Origin of the sequence: Paenibacillus silagei (genome assembly GCF_017874735.1) — a bacterium.
GTDB classification, from domain to species: Bacteria; Bacillota; Bacilli; order Paenibacillales; family Paenibacillaceae; genus Paenibacillus_AQ; species Paenibacillus_AQ silagei.
On sequence record NZ_JAGGLV010000012.1, the window covers coordinates 161,422 to 180,169 of the forward strand.

The following is an 18,748-nucleotide window of genomic DNA, read 5'->3' on the forward strand; positions in this document are numbered from 1 at the left end:
GCAAAAGGTGGCGTTTTGCTGGGAATAGGGTCTCTCAGGTCCGTTAGGAGCAAACTCATCCGGCCAGTGCAGTTCCGTTTTTCGGAACCTGCGGGATTTACCCTATTTACTGAATTAAATCTAATACTTTTCTAGCCCCGGTATTCCTCGGGACTCATCCCGCTCAGCTTCTTGAACAGCTTGCTGAAATACGCGGTGTTCGGATAACCCACACGCTCAGCAACCTCATAGACCTTGATGTTCCTGTCCCTGAGCAGGCTCTTGGCCTTCTCCATGCGCAGCCGGGTCAGGAAGCTGACGAAGTTCTCGCCGGTCTCCTGCTTGAATACCCTGCTGAGATAGGAGGCGTTCACGTTGATCCGGTCCGCTACGGATTGCAGGGAGATATCCTCCGCATACAGCTGCATGATGAGTTCACTCGCTTGCTCTGCATAGCTCCGGGAGGATTCGCCTTCCGACATCTGCGCCCTGCACTGCTCCAGATAACCGGCGACGGTCTGGTGCAGCCCCTCCAGACTCTCTTCATGGAGAATGCTCTCGTACACCGTAAGCCCGGCTTCATTCGGCTCGGGAAGCGCCGGGAAGCAGGACAGAATCGCGCCAAGCATCCGTATGTAGGTCGAACGCGCCGCCTGCTTCGTGCAGCCCTCCAGCAGCATAGTATCCTTCAGGCTGTTCAGGAAGGCAAGCGCTCCTTCGCTTCCGCTCTCGGTATCCTGCCTAAACTTCCGCATGCAAGGCTTGTCGATGAACAGCCGCTCCCCCCTTCTCTGACGGCTCCTGGCCTTATCATAGAAGGACAGGCCGCTCCCGCTGGCGAAGAACAGCTCGTCAAGCGCCATGTCCGCCTCCTGATAGGCCTGCTTCAGGCCGCCAAAGCCGGGAGCCGGACCGCTGACGCCGATGGACAGCGTCAGCTTCAGGAAATCCTTCATAGCCGCCTGAATCTTGGCGGCCGCGCGTTCAATCTCCGCGCGGACAATCCGCCCCTCCGGCCCGAGGTCCAGCAGCAGCACATATTCCGCAGAGTTCATCACAATGATCTCCTTCGCCCGCTTGCGCGGAAGAATCTCTTCAAGAATATTGGTGACTGAATAACGCAGCAGCTTCTCATCCTGCTCCACATACTTGCGTCTATGCTGTTCAAAATGGTTAATTCGCAGCTTCAGGAGCACCATCGGCTCATCCGCCAGGCGGATGCGCAGAGATTCGCGGTTAACCCGCACATCCCCGGCGGCCTTGAAGCCGCTGATCAGCTCCTTAAAGAGCGTCTCCTTCAAATACCCGATGCTCTCCTTGTAGGAGCCGGGTGGCATTCCGGAGGAGCTGCCTGCGGAGAGGCGGACCGCCCGCTTCTTAACCGTCTCCAGCACATGCACCAGCTCGTGCGGCTTCATATCGCTCTTGATCAGATAGTCCGCCGCCCCGAGCCTGAGCGCCTCCTGGGCGTACTGGAATTCCTCCAGACAGCTAAGGATGACGAATTGCCCGCCGATGTCCAGCCGCCGGGCCTCCCGGATCAGCTCCAGACCGTCCATCACCGGCATTTTGATATCCGTAATAATCAGATCCGGCCGGTGCGTCCCGGCCAGTTCCAGCGCTTCGCGCCCGTTTGCGGCCTCCCCCAGAATCGTAAATCCCTCATCTTCCCATTGAATAATCGATTTCAGGCCGATACGCATTAACAGCTCGTCATCCACGATAAGCACACCCAGCATACTCAATAGGCCCCCTTCTTGTCCCGAATGGGAATTGTGATTACGAATACTGCACCTTGCCCCGGACTGCTCTCGAACGATACCCCGTACGGCTCGCCGTATAACCGGCGTACCCGCTGATGCACATTGATAACGCCGATGCCGCCGCTGTCCTCTGCACCGCACAGCCTGCTGCGCAGCTTCGCTGCCGCCTCAGCGCTCATGCCCGCACCGTTGTCTCTGACCGTAATGGTGAGTTCAGCATTACCGGCCCGCCGGACCTCGATAGACAGCAGCCCGTCCTCCTGGTCGGCAATTCCGTGGAAGATCGCATTCTCGACCAGCGGCTGGATGCTCAGCTTCGGAATCTCCTGCTCCGCAAGCGTCTCCTCTACTTCCGAATGGAACTCGATCCGGTTGAAATACCGCACCTTCTGAATGATTATATAATGGCCGATGTGCTCCAGCTCCTCACGGATCGGCACCAGCCGGTTGTCCGTCTTGGCAGTATAACGGAGCATGGAGATCAGCGCTCCGGTCATCTCAACAATTTTCTCCGACTGCTGCATGGTGGCGATCCATTTGACTGAATTCAGCGTATTGTACAGGAAATGCGGACTGATCTGGGCCTGCAACGCGCGAATTTCAGCCTCGACCTTCTGCTCCTGCTCCACGTAGATCCGCTCCACCAGCTGCTTGAGTTCAGCGGACATCTGCTCGAACCGGCTGGCCATGACACCGATCTCATCATTCGAGCGGACCGCCGGGAGATTATCGAATTTCCCTTGCTCCACCAGCGTCATATTGCGGATCAGCTGCTTGATCGGCCGGGTGATCAGATTCGACATGTACACCGAGCTGGCCAGGGCGAACAGGATAAGCACGACAGCAATCGTCCACAGATTCCGCTTCAGGATATCGCCTTCCACCGCGAGCTCTTCCACGGGCATATACATATAAGTCTTCCAGTTATGTTCCTCAAATGGCGACTGGATCAGAATATAGTCCTTGCCGGATACACGGACAATCTGCCTGCCTGAACCTGCGGCAAGTTCTTCCTCACGGACCGGGAAAAGTGTCCTGAACGGCTTGCCGATCAGGTTATAATTGTTGTTGAATATAATTATGCCGCTGTCATCGGTAACGGTGAAGGCCGAACGGTTGCCTGCCTCCATCCGCTTGTTCAGCCGGTTGATGAAATCTATGTCTACACTTACCGCCATTACGCCGATCAGCTTGCCGTTCTCCATATCGAAGATTTTGCGCAGATTATAGATCGTCCAATTGCTGTCCGCCTTGGTCTGCAGGTCCAGCCGGGTCGGCAAATCGCGCGTAATATCGTCAGAACGCAGGAATTCGGTGAACCAGTCCTCCTTGCGGGGGTTGTAGGTATAATCGACAGGTTTGTTCGGGGCCACATAGAGGTCGCTGCCATTCACCAGATTGTAGACATAGATAGAGATGGCGCGGTCCTTCATAGTGATGTAATTCATCAGCAATTGCGTGGCCTGCAGTTCGTTCGTCACGGAGCTGTCGTGTAGATAGTTCTGTACCGGGTAGTTCTCCTGCGAGACCGCTGAGATGTAGCTGTTAATCCCATAACTGGCGATGAGCGAAATCTGCTTCGTGTCCTCCAGGAATTCCTCGATGCGGATATTCGACTGTCTCGTCACATCGGCCAGCAGGTCCGTATATTTACGTTCAAGCATCTGCTGGGAGGAGATATAGGAGTTAGCGAACAGAATCACAACCGGAATCAGAATGGCCAGCAGGAAGAAGAACAGCATCTTGTTCTTCACGCTCACAAAACGGCGGTTGGGCTTCAAGGTGAAGGGAGCTTTCAAGTCATAACCTCCGGCGGCAGAGTTGGTGGAATACCTTTGTAGAATACCTTTAATGATAGACTCCCGGCTGCTTTCCCGCCACCCTGCCCGGCATGTCTTTTTTTTACTCTTTTCGTTCCCTTTTTTACATGTAGGGGGATTACGGGGAAAGGGCTGGCAGGATTCTACGGCTCCCGCCTCAGCTTCCCTGTCTGCCCGCTCCAGGCAGTAACCCAGAGACGTAAAGAAAGGAACAAAAACAGTAAAAAAGCTTGATTTTATAGTAAGGGTCATTCACTTAACATTCTCGGTGAAGCGAACAGCCATGACAGGGAGGTTGCGGTGCCTATGCGGAGATAGCGGAGATAAGTGTTAGTGAATAGAGAAGTGTTTCAAGTGCGCAGACCGTTCTATTAGGACAGGTATCCCCAAAAAACAAAAGAGGTGAGTATCTATTGAGGCTATATCTTAAGCGTTCACTGATATCTATACTGGCAATTCTGACTCTCCTGCCCTCCAGTTTGGCAAGCGCTTCCACATCTCCGGCCGCAGACCCGGTTCCTGTGGAAGATTCTGTATGGGTGACTGATTCGGAGTTAGTGACCAATCCGGTTACGGCACCTGATTCCGATGAAACCCCTGCTTCCCCGGCGGAGCCGGATGCTGCTGCGGTGGCGGATGCTGCTGCACTGCCGGAGGCTGCTCCTGTTCAGGAGACTGCGCCGGATCAGCTCCAGTTGAAGACCGCTGTTGAGGCGGCCCCGCTGTTCCAGTGGAGCTTCCGCTCCGGGCAGGTGCTTGACCGCACCTCGGTGGTAAACAGCGTCTACCCCGATGCGGCCGCTGAACGCGCCGAGCTTAAGGGAGTAGCTGCCATTGTCTATGACGACCAGCGCGGAGACGTCCTCTCTTTACCCGGCGGCGGGAACGGTACTGCCTGGCTGAAGCTGCCCGATCAGCTCTACAGCAGGATCAAGGATGAACTGTCCATCTCCTTTTGGGCCAACATCGACTCTTCGGCTAACGCCTATAACCGTCTGCTGTCCTCCACAATTGCCGAGAAGGGGCTGAGCAATGCCGGGGTAAGCGGCTGGCAGGACTCCGAGTTCATTATCATCGCCGGAGACGGCACGTTCAGCAACCGGATCTATACCGGCACGAATCCAAGTCAGATTGCCAGCTACAAAGGCGATATCGTCTGGAACCGTAACCCGGCCAAGGGCAAGTGGCAGCAGGTGACCGTCACTATGACCAGCAGCGGGGCCTATGAGGTATACCTGGACGGTGTTCCTGTTGGCATCAAAGGTCTGGATCAGAGCAAAAGCTCATCAGGAGCGACCATGCCCTCCGTTCTGGAGCATTTTTTCTCGCGTGATTATCTGAACGCCCTGAAATTCAATGATTTCGGCAGATCGCTCTATACCTCGGATGGAGATATCAAGGGGAAATTCGACGATCTGCGGATCTACAATGTCCAGTTAAATGCCAATCAGGTCAGCGCACTCTATGCAGAGACGAAGCATGAAGAGAACACTTCAGCCAAGCCGGCCAAAATCTCGGTTGATCTGGCAGACCGCTCGCTCGGACCTGTATTCCATGGCTCTTCCGGCGCACTGTATGCGATCAGCGAGCCGAATGTGCCGGATATCAATACACTCATTCCGATCAAGCCCTCGCATATCTCCCAGAAGCCGCCGAACGGCATCCAGCACCCGACCGGTGACGCGCTCAGGGTGTCGGACTATTTCTTCGAGGCTGGCGGAGAAGCTGTCAATATCGTTATGCAGGATTATTATCAGCATTGGTACTATCCGTCCAGAACGGCTAACGAATATATTCAGGAAGCCGTCATTCCGATTACAACGGCAGTCAAAGCGTATAAAGAGCAATGGGCGGCGGCGAATCCGGGGCGGGATGCGGATGCCAGATTCATCTATATCCCGTTCAATGAGCCTGAGCAGAACAATACCCGTTATCCCCAGCTGCTGGCGGATAACCAGACAGGCAAGAATTCGAGAGCCGTATTCAACAGCGACTGGCTGGCGGTAACGAAGAAAATCAAGGAGATTGACCCCGGTGCAGTCATTTCCGGAGTGAATCTAACCCAGTACGGAGCCAAGGTATTCGAGGATTTCATTCCCTACTGCGTAGAGAATGACTGTCTGCCGGACATTATCAGCTGGCATATGCTGTGGGACAAAGCCTTCAACCAGGCTCCCTTGAACGTAGCCACCTTCCGGACGGTGGAAGCGGGGTCCGTGCAGCGCTATAAAGAGCTGTACCCGGACCGGACGGTTCCCTTCCCGATCAAAGTGGACATTAACGAGTATGCCGCTACCTCGGAGATTGCCGTAGGCGGCTCGCTGATTCATTACATCGCACGTTATGATGAGCTGAAAATGAACAGCATGCTGCCGTATTGGAACACGGCCAACTCCTACGGGTCCCTGCTCGCCGGGCAGAACGAGCCTAACGGGGCATGGTGGCTCTACAAGTGGTATGCCGATATGATGGGCGGCGACATGGCCAAGATTGAGGTCATCAACGCCAGACATGAGAATGATGCCTTCGGCCCCGGCTTGTACGGGCTAAGCTCCATTCAGGACAACAAAAAGCAGGTCAGTATCGCGTTCGGAGGCACACAAGGAGACGGCCAGATCGTGTTCAATAACGTGACCGGCAATGGGAACAGCCCCTCCTTCCTCACAGAAGCAGAAGCGGTGCATATCACCGTATGGCATGCTGGATATACGGGCTTGACCGGATTTCTCGTAGAGCCTACCCAGATCCTGGACCGTGATTATCCCGTCAAGAACGGCTCGGTCACACTGGATGTCAACCTGAACGATTACACCTCGGCGTATTATGCAGTCATTACTCCGGCTGTAGATCATGCCCCGAAGGAGACTTTCTATAAGCGCTTCGAGGCTGAGAATGCGCAGGTGCGGACCAATGTGACCCTGACGGATCACTATCCGCGCAAGAGTACCGGACGCTCCGCCTCGAACGGCCAGTACGTTCAAGGCATCAAGGCTGCGGACAGCCTGGTGAAGTGGACCGATGTTACGGTTCCGTCAGACGGGAGCTACCGTCTGGATCTGATTGGCGGCAGCGGCGCAACCTCCCCCCTGCGCAATCAGTCCAATACCGGAGATGCGAATCAGCGCATCAATTCCGAATGGTTCATCAAGATTGACGATCAGCCGGCAACGAAGGTGGTTCTGCGTGCGGATTACAACATGCAGCTGCTGGGAGGCAATACGATCTTTGCCAATCTGACGCAAGGAACGCATTCCATCGGCATCAGCAAATACAACCCGGATACGGGAGAAGCAGGCCAGGGCGAATCCACCCTTGACGCAATCGAACTAACGTATAGCGGCTTACCGGGCGCACACCCCAACTACCGTGTGCAGGCGGAATTCGCCGACTACGACCCTGCGCTGGGGTTGTCGAGAGAGAGCAGCCTTGAAGGCTTCGAGGGCGCCGGATATGTGACCGGTTACGGCAGCAGCCAGGACGCCAATACCCGCTTTGTGGTAAGTGTGCTGCAAGACGGCATGTATGATCTGCAGATTCGCTATGCCGCATCGGGCGCAGGCAAAATGCAAATTCAACATGACCGCAAGCCGCTCGTGGATCTGCCTGTTACGGATACCGGCGGACAATGGCAGACCGCTACAGTACCAACCTTCTTACGCACAGGCATCAACCTGGTTGATGTACGTTCCAGCGCTGCGCTTAGTCTCGATTATATTAACGCAGCTTTCGTCAGCCAGACTTCTGTATATTCCGTTGAGGCAGAGGCGGCAACGGTCGTAGGTACTCCGGCCGGCTCCGAGCTGCCGCTCATCCGTGAGGATGCCTTTGCCAAATACGCTTCCGGCGGCAAATATGTGAACGGCATTACCTCCTTCGACGGAGCAGAGCGGTATCTGGAGCTTAAGGACATCACGGTGTCCAAAGCAGGCACTTATAAACTGGTTGTTACCTACGCGAACGGTGAAAGTGCGGGGACCCATGCTTACAACAATGACGTTGTTGAACGCTATGCGCAAGTAAGCGTCAACGGCGGCGAGCCGCAGACAGTCTACTTCAAGAACACCATCTCATGGCAGCAGTTCGCCACACAGACCTTTGATGTTGAACTGAAAGCAGGCACCAACAGCATCCGTTTCTCCAACAATAATACGTATGACGGCGGCTCCAATCCTTATGGAGGAACCGGGGCGCAAGGCTTCACTCCTTACACAGCGGTTCCGCGCCAATACGCGCCTGCGTTCGACCGGTTCGATATTTATGCGCGGCATACGCTTGCGATTGACGACGGCGGCAACAACGGCGGCGGCGAAACTGGCGGCGGTAACAACGGCGGCGGTGATCCTGGCGGCGGTAACAACGGCGGCGGCGAAACTGGCGGCGGCAACAACGGCGGCGGTGATCCTGGCGGCGGCAACAACGGCGGCGGTGATCCTGGCGGCGGTAACAACGGCGGCGGTGATCCTGGCGGCGGTAACAACGGCGGCGGTGATCCTGGCGGCGGTAACAACGGTGGTACTAACGCCGGTAGTGGCAACGGCGGTAACCCTACCGTTGGTTCGATCACCCCTGTTCAGCCGGAAGCACCAAGCGGCAGCGGTCATTTGACCGTCGAAGCAGAGGTGACAGGAACTACTGCTACAGCCACACTGGATGCGCAGAAAGTAAAAGCGGCAGAACAGATCACCGTCTCGTCTCCGCTCGGCACCTTCCACTTCCCTGTAAAAGCGGTTGATACCGCAGCTTGGGGACAGCAATTGGGAACCGGGGACTGGAAGCTTAAGGTCAGTATGACGGTCCTGCCGGAACAGCGGCAGCAAGAGATCCTTCAGGCTGTTCTGGCAGCCCAGGGCAAATTAATCAGCCCTGCCATTGAATACACGGTAACGGCTGAAGCCAACGGACGTACAGTGGAGATTCCAGGGTTCAAGGGCAGCTATTCCCGGGGCACCCTGCAGCTCGACAGTCCGGCAGACAGCCGGAATACGACCGTGGTCCGGATCGGGAAGGACGGAAGCTTCACCTTCGTCCCGGCGGTCTTCAACGGCACCGGTGTAACCTTCTACAGTCCGAACAACGGCACATTTGCGGTAATTTCAAGCAACAAGACATTCGCGGATATCAAGGGGCACTGGGCACAGGCATCCGTCGAAAAGCTGGCCTCCAAGTACATCCTCACCGGCTTAACGGACAGCAAATTCGCACCGAACGCTACCACAACGCGCGCGGAATTCGCAGCGATGATGGTTCGTGCGCTGGGCTATTCCTCCTCCGGTTCGGCAGATGTTTCGTTTAAGGATACCCCCTCCGGCGCATGGTACACCGGAAGTGTCGGAACAGCCGCTGAGCTGGGTCTGGTGCAGGGCGGAACGGACAATAATTTCCGGCCGAACGACATCATTACCCGCCAGGAGATGACCATTATTCTGGTTAAGGCAATGGCCCTTGCAGGCTCGCCGCTCCCAGCTTCAGAGCTTCAGCCTGCAGCCTTCAAGGATGCAGACAAGATTGCGGGCTGGGCGCAGCAGGATGTGGCCAAGGCGGTTCAGGCAGGCCTGATCACCGGTACACCTGCCGGGCAATTCCAGCCGGGTCAATCCGCAACCCGTGCGGAAGCGGCAACAGTGATTCTTAGATTACTGGAGCAGGCGGGCTTCGTGAATTGAAACCCTTAGACTCTTCCTTCAACCCTGCAAATAAATGACACAGCGGCAGCACGGGACTGTTATCAGTCTTGTTCTGCCGCTGTTGTTATTATACTTAAATTCCCGGTTCGTGCAGCTACATATGCCGTCTGCGCTGTTCCGGCTTCATCCACTCCGGAGTCCAGGTTTGCTCTTTGTCATCTACCCGTTTGCCTGGCGGAACAATAACATCAATCGCATCCAGCACATCTGTACTGAGCCTGGTCTCCGCACCGGAGATATAGGCACCCAATTGCTTTAAGGTCCGCGGTCCCCATATCGTAGAGGTGACGGCCGGATGGCTTTGTGTAAAAGCGGTGGCCATATCCGCCAGCGAAATCCCCGCTTCATTGGCCAACTGCTGCAATTGGGCAATGATCTTGAACTTGTGTTCATTTTCGGCAAGTTCCGGGTCAAGATTATCCATATATCCTTTTAATTCGGAAGCGCGTGTGCCGCTTTGTGCGGGCTGGCCCGGTTTATATTTCCCAGTCAGCAAGCCCCCGGATAAGGGACTATACACAAAAAGAGACAAATTGTACTGCTTGGCGATTCCCGCAAGTTCAAATTCCATGCGCCGGTTAATCAATGAATAAGGTGTCTGTTCACTTACAAACCGCTGAATATGATAACGGTCACTAATCGTCTGTGCTTGTACAAGCTGTCCGCCGAGGTGATTGGAGGTGCCGATATGATGAATTTTCCCCTCCCTCACCAAATCGTTTAACGTGAGCAGAATTTCTTCATAGCCCATCCATTCCAGCGGAAGATGAAGCTGATAAATGTCTATATAGTCGGTTTGCAGACGTAACAGACTTTGCTCGACAGCCGTCCTGATCCAGCGGCGTGACCCGCCGCTCTGATTAATTTTCTCAGGAGACTCCGCACCAAATTTAGAAGCCAGCAATACATTTCCCCGTCTGTGCTTAATAGCTTGGCCTATCACACGTTCTGATTCTCCCTGTCCGTAAATATTAGAGGTATCCACTAGATTAATCCCGTAATCCAAAGCCTTATCTATGATTAGCCGGCTCTCTGCTTCACTTGTCCTGGTTCCAAAACCAGACCCGCCAAGCGCAAAGCTGCTGACCTTAGTACCGGTCTTTCCAAGAAAACGATATTCCATGTTAAACCTCCCAGTTAAGTTCCTGCCATGGCAAAGATAATGAACACGTGTTGATTCCAGCGCTAGGACCTATTATAATCAGGCATACCAAGGAGATCAATGAACATTACAGGCAAAGTGTATATTAATAGATACAATGTCAATAGTGTTGATTAATTAATGGTTATCAGTAAAAAGGAGATCAGCCCATGATTGAACAGAGTACAGACATGAGAGTCGTCCGCAGCCGTACCCTAATGGAGAATGCCTTATTTTCTATTTTGGAGCAGGAAGGAATTAAAGGGCTGAAGGTCAAGAATCTTTGTGAAAAAGCAGGGATTAACCGGGGTACCTTCTATTTGCACTATAAAGATATTTTTCATCTGATTGAGGAAACATCATTTATTCAAGGGTTGCTAGAGGTATTTGAGCCCATCCATATGAAGGAGTTAATCGACTACCCTGATCCGGAAGGAGCCTACCCTCCTATCACAAAGGCCTTTGAATATATGCAGCAGCATGCCAGTTTTTTCAAGGCATTATTCCATCCGGATGCTCCGGCAGAGATCCAAGAACGCCTGCGGTATCTGACGGGTACACGCTTATATGATAATCTTATACAACATCAACCGGAGATGGACAACGCAAGCCGCCTATTTACTGAATATGCGATAGCTTATTTGGGTAACGCACAATTTGGGCTTATCCATCACTGGTTCATGAGCGACCGAGCCATGCCGCCCGAAGATATTGCCAGAATGTTAACCGTGTATATACGTAACACCCCCTGTCTTGATAACACTGTCCCACAAAAGTAAAACAGAGCAGCGAATCTCCATCCATGGAGACCACTGCTCTGGCTTGTCAGTAACGTTAACGGAACAGCACGCATTTCCCCGATTCCCTGAAATACTTGATCAGCCGCTCAATCGGCTCGCGTCCGCATTTCAGCTGCTCGCCAAGACAGTCGATACACAGGAAATCCTGGGCATTGCGCGTGACCAGCTTCAGGTAAATCGCCACATCATCGGTCATCAGCGGAACACCGCATTGTCTGCACGTTCTGTTCATGCTCATACGCTTCTCTTCTTTCTTGTCTCTAGACCGATCAGACCAATTTCGCCCGCACGATCAGACAGTCACGGGCTGGAACCACCGGAGCAAACCGTTCTCTGAACACCCCAAGCTCCTTCTGCTCCCAGCAGTCATACAGGGACAGCGATTTGCCGGAGGCATATGGAAGCCCGAAATCCCAGAATTGCAGCGACATCTCTCTTTGACCATCACTCAGATTGAAGAATCCGATCGCGAGGTCACCGTCTGCTAATACTTTTACCAGCATGAACACTTCATTGGTATGGAACCACTGCGGCTCAGGCTTGATGCGGTAAGCTCCGCGGCCCTCGATATCCTGGTTGATGGCAATCAGATCCGGGTTCAGTAGAATCTTCTTGGTCGCTTCATTCGCCTTGCGGATGTCACTGCCGATCATCAGCGGAGAGCCCAGCAGGCTCCACAGCGAGAAATGCGTCTTGTATTCTACATCCGTGCAGCCGCCGATCTGACTGCCGATGAAGTCACTGTTGCTGCCCCCGTACATGCCGACTACCAGCATATCCAGATCGTTATGGCAGTAGGCCCCGGTGTAGGCGGCTTTATCAAGCTGTGACAGCGCCAGCGTCTTGATCGATTCCCAGCTGTCCTGGATATCGCCGGTGGAACGGTACATATGCGCGCCGGATTCACGAATCCACTGGTAGACGTTATCTTCACCCCAGTTACATGCGGAGAAAAGAATGTCTCTTCCGCAGTTCTTAAGTGCGAGACTCATCCGCTTATACAGTAGCTCCCCCGACATATGTCTGGGTTTGAAGCAGTAGTCATACTTCAGGAAGTCTACACCCCATTCCGCCAGCGATGCGGCATCCTGGAATTCATGCTCGAAGCTGCCCGGATAACCTGCGCAGGTATGCGTTCCCACACAAGAGTACATCCCGAACTTCAGTCCCTTGGAGTGAATATAATCTGCAACCGCCTTCATTCCGTTCGGGAATTTGTCCGGATCGGCCACCAGTCTGCCCTGCTCATCCCGCTCCTTCAAGCTCCAGCAGTCGTCAATCACAATGTATTCGTACCCTGCATCCTTGTAACCGTCCGCCACCAGCGTATCGGCCGCTTCCCGGATCAATTGCTCATTGATATCCCAAGTAAAAGTATTCCATGAATTCCATCCCATCGGCGGCGTTAAGCCAAGCTGTTGCTGTTTGTCCATCATTCGTATTCATCCTTTCGAGTCCATCATTAAATAAATAGTTACCAGCTAGTAGTCATCTGCATAAATACTGTATTCTTTATGTATTTAATCATACTGGAGCCTTGCATTCTATAGCTTGACGTTGCTTTCATATCGACAAATGTTGCTTTTGAGTGTGATGCTTATCTGCCTCCTTAGCCGCCATCAAAACTGCTTGATCCGTCTCCACTTCTGAACATAGGTGGAAAAGGGTATCTTAATTTTCCGTATTCTCAGGATTAGGCGGGAGCAAGTGGATAAAGAGCATCTAATGGGTTTGATTTCGTCACTTTAGTGGAAATGCGCAAAATTAAGTGTTGTTTATCCAACCATTGCCGTAGGAGGAGCCTTTTGTTCACCAGTAAGTGTATAAATGGCAACTGTGTCCCTCCACACCTTTGCGCCTGAACCTCCAGCCTTCGCCACCCACACCTCTACAGATCGACTACATTTCACCCACGCGCCTCCGCAGCGCCGAATGTAATCGGTTTTTCGATTACCTTTCGCCCGCACGCCTCCGCAGCGCCGAATGTTATCGGTTTTTCGATTACATTGAGCCCACGTGCCTCCGCAGCGCCGAATGTTATCGGTTTTTCGATTACATTGAGCCCACGTGCCTCCGCAGCGCCGAATGTAATCGGTTTTTCGATTACATTGAGCCCACGCGCCTCCGCAGCGCCGAATGTAATCGGTTTTTCGATTACATTGAGCCCACGCGCCTCCGCAGCGCCGAATGTAATCGGTTTTTCGATTACATTGGGCAGTAGCACCTCCCGCACGCTCAAAAAAGCCCCCTTTCCCCCGCGCGGCAATCCGGTACTGTCCCGGACCGCCCTGCAGATGGAGAAGGGGGCTCTTACCATAAACCTCTAGTTCACCTGAACCAGCTTCCACTGCTGGTGCAGATCGCCGCGGTAGAGGTTCTGCTGGAGCTTCGCGCCGTCTGCGGTGGAGGCTCCTGTGACTTCGACTGCCTTGTTACTGTTCACATTAAGAATGCTCCAGTAGCCGTTGCTCAGCTTGATGAGCCGGAACTGCTGGGCGGTGTTGTTCAAATCCTGCATCAGCTGGATGGCTTCGCCGTTATTCTTCGTGCCGTTACGCACATCCATCACCTTATTGTCGGAAGAATTCACGCTGCGCAGCCGGTAAATATTATTGTACGTGCCCATATCCGTAACCGTCCATTGCTGAGCCAGCGCCGTGTTCTCCGGCCACTGCTGGAGCTGAAGGGCGTTCGTATTCTGCCCGTTCGGAACGTCAATCGCTTTGCCTGACGCCCGGTTGATCAGCTTATATTTCGCATTGTTGGTGACCCCGTTCCACACCCCATTCCAGGGGTTGAACTGTGCCCGCTCGTAGTACCATTCGAAGATAAAGCGCGCCATGCCGTCCCGGGTGGCGTTGCCGTCATAGAGCAGCCCGCCGTCCGGATCGGCGAAGGAGCTTTTGGGACCGGGATCGAGCAGGAAGCCGTTCATATGGACGGCAATGCTGACATTGCCGGCGGCGGTGAAGATCGCTTTGGTATTCTTGCCGAAGCCTGCATTCGTACCGTTGAACAGATCCCAATATGCGGAGTCGCCCGGCTGGTTCTTGAACCAGGTGGTTTCAGTAATATTGATCGGGTAAGCATCGGCAGCAGGCTTGATGCTGCTATCCCAGATCTGCTGAAGCGAGTTGAAATTGTCATAAGCGCCGTAGCCCGGGTACCAGTGAACGGCATAGCCGTAATTATTCAGCGGGTCAGTCAGCGGACTGGATGCCGTCAGCTGATAATGCTGATCCCAGCCGAGTCCTGAAGCCCAGATCACATTATCCGCGCCCTTGCTGCGGATCGTGGAGATCATGGAGTTCTGGAAGTTCTTCAGCGAATTCCAGAACGCTGCGAAGTTAGGCTGGGAGGGATTGCCGCCCCATTGTCCGTTCACATCGCTCAGCACCGGCTCGTTGACCAGCTCGAACATGACATTATCCGCGCTCTTGAGTCCCGGCTGGGAGGCCAGGTAACCCCAGATCTGATTGAACTTGTCCAGATTGGCCTGGGTGGTCGCCTTATTGTCAAGCAGGGTGAAGTCCAGCCCCAGCGTGACGTACAGCCCCTTCGTCTTCGCATACTCCACATAGGGAATGATCAGATTCTGGGTAGCTGCCTGAAGGCCCGCGAAGTTATACGTTCCTGCCGCGACATCGCCCATATCCTCCCGGTCGATGAACAGGCGGACCTGATTCGAGTACCAGCCGTGGCTGTTGCCGTATTTGCCGGAGGTGCTGGTGAAGGTATCCGTGATCTCCTTCAGGTACTCCAGAGTGGCCTTATGCCGGTTCCCGCCGTTGCGGTTCAGATAATAATTGCTGTTCTGATACGTCCAGTAAGCCCCGGTAGGCTGATGCCAGCCGCTTAGCAGCACAGGCTGCCCGCTGCTGTTCACCAGCTGATTGCCGCTTACATGCAGCTTGGGAACAGGCGAATCCTCCCAAGCGTTTGCAGTGCCGCCGCCGGACTGCATCGGCGTCAGCAGCAGGGCCAGCATCACCAGCAGCTTCATGGATAAGCTTAACTTCCTTTTTCTCACAGATACCCATCTCCTTCTCATTTCGTGAAATCGGCGGAAGCCGTCTTAATGAAAGCGAATACATCTGAATTGTACTCTGCGCGGAGACGGGCGGAAACCTGTGTGATTATAGTTGATAGACTTACAGATTATAGTTGATACAATGACAAATTATAGATTTATATGCACAGACTCCCTATATTCCTGGGGGGTCATTCCCGTCATTTTTTTGAAGAACCGGGTGAAGGAATGATGGGCCTCATAGCCGACATCCAGCGCCACATCACGGATTTTGAGCGCTTCATTTCCCAGCAGCTCCTTCGCCTTGACCGCCCGGCATTGATCGATGTACTCTGACAGGTTAATGCCCTGCTCCTGCTTGAAGAAGCGGGACAGATACGACGGATTGAAATAATGCAGCTCGGCCAGCCGCACCAGAGACAGGTCTTCGCCCAAATGGCTGTGGATATAATCGCAGATCCGTTCAATAACCTCCGAGGAGCGCTCCTTCTCGGCTGTGCTTCTCCGCTCGAAAAGATCTGAGGCCAGCCTCTCCAGATAATAGATGCCCTCCCCCAGGGAAGAATGCTCGTCCAGCCGCATCAGCTTGCCATATTCATTGACAAGGCCGTAGAGCTCCGAGCGGTTCATATGGGACAGCAGCACAAGGGCAACTGTATAATACAGCTCGGCGGCTTCTTCCACGGAGACGCCCGAATGAATGCCTTTCCGGATCTCCTCCAGCGTCTCAGCAAACCGCTCCCGCCGTCCGGCATCTAGATGGGCCGCAAGATTCTCCACCCGCTGTTGGAGCCGGACCCCAGTCTCACGGACTGCGTCAGACTCCGGCGGACCGCTGCGGTCAATCTGCACCATGGAGATGCCGTCCCCGATCTTCATCTGCTGCAGCCGGTGAAGCCGCTCGTAATGGCGGCCGGTCTCTGTCCAGGCACAGGCCGAGCCGCTGACCGTAAAAGCAACCGGCAGGCCCAGCGTCTGCCGGCAGGATTCCTGGATCATCTCCAGCGTCCCCTCCAGATACCGCGCGAAATTCACGCCGAAGGCAGCCCCGGCATTGTGCAGAGGCTGCAGCAGCCACAGGAGATCCCCGTGCCTGTCAAGCACCCAGGCATGCCGGGTCATCTCCGCCAGATGGGAATTCCAGATCAGCCGGGAAGAGGTCAGAAGCTCACGCCGGTCCATGTAAGAGATGCCCTCCGGGTAGGTAAGCCGTCCAAGAACGAGCATGACCGGGGTATCCGCACTAAGGCTGATACCCAGCTTGCTGAAGTCTGCACGTAACGCATCCGTATCCTTACACAAGGCCTGGCTGTCCTGAAGCAGATGGCGGAGATAATCGCCCTGCGCCGCCGTCTCCATGGAATCGCGCTGCTCCCTGGACTGCTCCAGCAGCTCACTCAGCATGTTGCCCTGCTCAATCTCCTGCAGCACCTCCTGCACCGTCTCAATAATCTTGTCGAAGCCCTCGGTCTTCAGCAGATAACGGGCCCCGGGAAGCTGCAGCGCACTATAGGCATAATCGAATTCACTATAGCCGGTCAGAAAAACAATCCGTGACCGCGGCCAAAACTCCCGGATTTGCTCAGACATCTCCAGCCCGCTCATGCCGGGCATGCGGATATCGGTCAGCACAATATCGATCCGGGTGCGCGAGAGCCACTCCAGGGCCGCTTTGGCCGAATAGACCTTGTAGACATCAAGCTTGTCCGGAAGCAGCTGGTTGAACGCCTCGTATAAGCCGTCTGTTATTATCTCTTCATCATCAACGATCAATAGTCTGTACAAGACCTTCACCTCCCGTCAGCCTAATCCGGATCTCGACCCGGAGGCCGTTTAACATGCTTCTGTCCAGGAACAGGCCGCTGCCTTCCCCGTAGATTAATTGGATACGCCGGTGGATATTGCTCATGCCGGTGACTTCATGCGTTCCACCGTTCTGATTCAGCCGCCTTCTCAGAGTCTCGATCCGTTCATCGGTCAGCCCGCTTCCATTATCCTCAACAATAATGCGAATCTCCCGTTTCTCCTGTTCAAAAGAAACCCGCAGCTCCCCATCCTCCGCCTGCTTCTCCAGACAATGCTCATAGGCATTCTCGATAATCGGCTGGAGAATCAGACGCGGAACCCGCAGTTCCTCCATGTCTTCCGGCAGCTCATCGAACTGAACCTGAATGCGCCTGGAGAAGCGCATCTTCTGGATCTCTGTATACATCCGGGAATGGCGCGTCTCCTCCGCAAGCCGGACATTATCCTCTCCGTTACGGGTGATGAACCGGAAATATTCGCCCAGCATGCCGGAGAATTCCTCAATCCGGGAGCTGTCCCCCTGCTTCGCCAGGGCGCTGAGAATGAAGAAGCTGTTATAGAGGAAATGCGGATTGATCTGTGACTGGAGCTGCTTCAGCTCCGCCCGCTGCATCATCAGCTTCTGGGTGTAATCCTGGTCAATCAGCATCCGCAGCCTACTGAGCATCTGGTTGAACCGTAGATACAGATAGCCGAATTCATCCTTGCGGGCATGGTCAATCTGAATATCAAGCGAGCCGCTCTCCATCCGCTTGAAGCTGCGGATCAACACAAGCAGCGGTTTCTGGACGAACTTATAGGTGGCGTAGGAATAGATCAGCACCGCCAGGAAGGACGCCGCCGCGAACAGCCAGGCCCAGACCACGAACTTGGTCAGCGGGCGCTTGACCGCCTTCTCCGGCAAATAGGTAGCAACAGCCATCCCCAGCTTGTCCGAGGTGAAGCTGTCGATATGATACCGAATTCCGTCCAGCTCCCAGTTGTACAGGTTCCCTTCATCGATCGCCTGGTGATAGCTCTCAATCATCTCCGGGGAGCTGTTCTCTGTGCCGAGTGCATAGTCCGTCAGCCGCGAGACCAGCAGCGAGCCGCTCTCCTCGTACGCGTTAATCGCCCGGAGCGAATCCTTCAGCTTCTCGTTGTCCAGCTCAATCTGCACGATGAAGAGCGGAGGCTCATTCCTCCTGCCGCTGGATTGGGTAACGCTTAGCTCCAGGAAGTTGTTCCAGTTGATCAGCCGGCCTTCTTTTCTGAGATCGACGGACCGGAAGAAATTGAACTTGCTGCTGTCAAAATCATCGATGCCGTTCATCGCGGACAGCGTTTTATTAATGGTACGGATATGAACGAACACATCGCCGATGTAGGCGCTGCTGTTCTTCAGAGAGGTGAGCCGCTGCGAGATGTAGTTCAGGCTCTCCCGCTTTTGAACATCGTCCATGTAATTCCAGGTCACGGCAATCTTGTTCAGCTCGGTATCCTGGGCAAGATCATACTGCTGGATCTCCATCCACTCCACCTCGCGGTTCAGGTCCTCCAGATAATAGGTTAACTGCGACAGGGTCGCTCTGGACAGGTCCTGACTTGCATTCCTGTAGCTCCAGTTGTAGAGGTAGAGTCCCAGCAGCAGAATCGGCAGAATAATAGCAAGATAAGTGACAACCATCCGGATAAAAATCGTGTGGCGCATCGACACCGCAGGAAACTTAAGCATGTGTACCGCCT

11 protein-coding genes are annotated in these 18,748 nt (G+C 54.2%); 2 read left to right on the plus strand and 9 right to left on the minus strand.

All coding sequences use genetic code 11. From position 1 onward, the window contains the following. Positions 1 to 131 precede the first annotated feature (131 nt). Together J2Z70_RS18695 and J2Z70_RS18700 are read right to left on the minus strand one after the other, a co-directional pair. Positions 132 to 1,718, minus strand: coding sequence for a response regulator (locus tag J2Z70_RS18695; protein ID WP_209875770.1), 1,587 nt, complete (start codon positions 1,716 to 1,718; stop codon positions 132 to 134). A gap of 2 nt (positions 1,719 to 1,720) precedes the next feature. Beyond that, a complete protein-coding gene (locus J2Z70_RS18700) occupies positions 1,721 to 3,541 on the minus strand; it encodes a sensor histidine kinase (RefSeq protein ID WP_245368346.1) in 1,821 nt (606 codons plus the stop codon). A gap of 434 nt (positions 3,542 to 3,975) precedes the next feature. Here J2Z70_RS18700 and J2Z70_RS18705 point away from each other — a divergent pair, with 434 nt between their 5' ends. After that, positions 3,976 to 9,225 (plus strand): S-layer homology domain-containing protein, encoded by a 5,250-nt coding sequence (locus J2Z70_RS18705; RefSeq protein ID WP_209875772.1) that lies wholly within the window; start codon positions 3,976 to 3,978, stop codon positions 9,223 to 9,225. A gap of 115 nt (positions 9,226 to 9,340) precedes the next feature. On the opposite strand, the gene J2Z70_RS18710 is transcribed toward J2Z70_RS18705, so the two are convergent. Continuing rightward, the gene (locus J2Z70_RS18710) at positions 9,341 to 10,369 is read right to left on the minus strand and encodes an aldo/keto reductase (RefSeq protein WP_209875774.1); all 1,029 of its coding nucleotides are present in this window, start codon (positions 10,367 to 10,369) and stop codon (positions 9,341 to 9,343) included. Between the two features lie 188 nt (positions 10,370 to 10,557). Between J2Z70_RS18710 and J2Z70_RS18715 the strand changes: the two genes are divergently transcribed. After that, positions 10,558 to 11,166 carry a TetR/AcrR family transcriptional regulator gene (locus J2Z70_RS18715; RefSeq protein ID WP_209875776.1) on the plus strand — a complete coding sequence of 203 codons (609 nt, stop codon included), beginning with the start codon at positions 10,558 to 10,560 and terminating at the stop codon, positions 11,164 to 11,166. Positions 11,167 to 11,221: 55 nt separating this feature from the next. Here the strand turns inward: J2Z70_RS18715 and J2Z70_RS18720 are convergent, their stop codons facing one another. From J2Z70_RS18720 to J2Z70_RS18745, 6 genes are all read right to left on the minus strand, one after another. Further along, complete coding sequence (locus J2Z70_RS18720) at positions 11,222 to 11,419, minus strand: hypothetical protein (protein ID WP_042135931.1); 198 nt, start codon at positions 11,417 to 11,419, stop codon at positions 11,222 to 11,224. Between the two features lie 37 nt (positions 11,420 to 11,456). After that, the gene (locus J2Z70_RS18725; RefSeq protein ID WP_209875778.1) at positions 11,457 to 12,620 is read right to left on the minus strand and encodes a glycoside hydrolase family 27 protein; all 1,164 of its coding nucleotides are present in this window, start codon (positions 12,618 to 12,620) and stop codon (positions 11,457 to 11,459) included. Positions 12,621 to 13,093: 473 nt separating this feature from the next. Further along, positions 13,094 to 13,504 carry a hypothetical protein gene (locus J2Z70_RS18730; protein ID WP_209875780.1) on the minus strand — a complete coding sequence of 137 codons (411 nt, stop codon included), beginning with the start codon at positions 13,502 to 13,504 and terminating at the stop codon, positions 13,094 to 13,096. A 6-nt stretch (positions 13,505 to 13,510) separates the two neighbouring features. Continuing rightward, positions 13,511 to 15,217 carry an RICIN domain-containing protein gene (locus tag J2Z70_RS18735; RefSeq protein WP_342593027.1) on the minus strand — a complete coding sequence of 569 codons (1,707 nt, stop codon included), beginning with the start codon at positions 15,215 to 15,217 and terminating at the stop codon, positions 13,511 to 13,513. A gap of 150 nt (positions 15,218 to 15,367) precedes the next feature. Further along, on the minus strand, positions 15,368 to 17,002 hold the full coding sequence (locus J2Z70_RS18740; RefSeq protein ID WP_209875782.1) for a response regulator: 1,635 nt from the start codon (positions 17,000 to 17,002) through the stop codon (positions 15,368 to 15,370). Continuing rightward, complete coding sequence (locus J2Z70_RS18745; protein WP_209875784.1) at positions 16,980 to 18,737, minus strand: sensor histidine kinase; 1,758 nt, start codon at positions 18,735 to 18,737, stop codon at positions 16,980 to 16,982. Before J2Z70_RS18745 ends, J2Z70_RS18740 begins: the two co-directional genes overlap by 23 nt. Positions 18,738 to 18,748 lie beyond the last annotated feature (11 nt).

Coding starts and splice junctions, on each gene's coding strand:
- J2Z70_RS18725 (WP_209875778.1), bottom strand. CDS start 12,620: ATGGACAAACAGCAACAGCTTGGCTTAACGCCGCCGATGGGATGGAAT.
- J2Z70_RS18715 (WP_209875776.1), top strand. CDS start 10,558: ATGATTGAACAGAGTACAGACATGAGAGTCGTCCGCAGCCGTACCCTA.
- J2Z70_RS18745 (WP_209875784.1), bottom strand. CDS start 18,737: ATGCTTAAGTTTCCTGCGGTGTCGATGCGCCACACGATTTTTATCCGG.
- J2Z70_RS18730 (WP_209875780.1), bottom strand. CDS start 13,504: ATGGTAAGAGCCCCCTTCTCCATCTGCAGGGCGGTCCGGGACAGTACC.
- J2Z70_RS18720 (WP_042135931.1), bottom strand. CDS start 11,419: ATGAACAGAACGTGCAGACAATGCGGTGTTCCGCTGATGACCGATGAT.
- J2Z70_RS18710 (WP_209875774.1), bottom strand. CDS start 10,369: ATGGAATATCGTTTTCTTGGAAAGACCGGTACTAAGGTCAGCAGCTTT.
- J2Z70_RS18695 (WP_209875770.1), bottom strand. CDS start 1,718: ATGCTGGGTGTGCTTATCGTGGATGACGAGCTGTTAATGCGTATCGGC.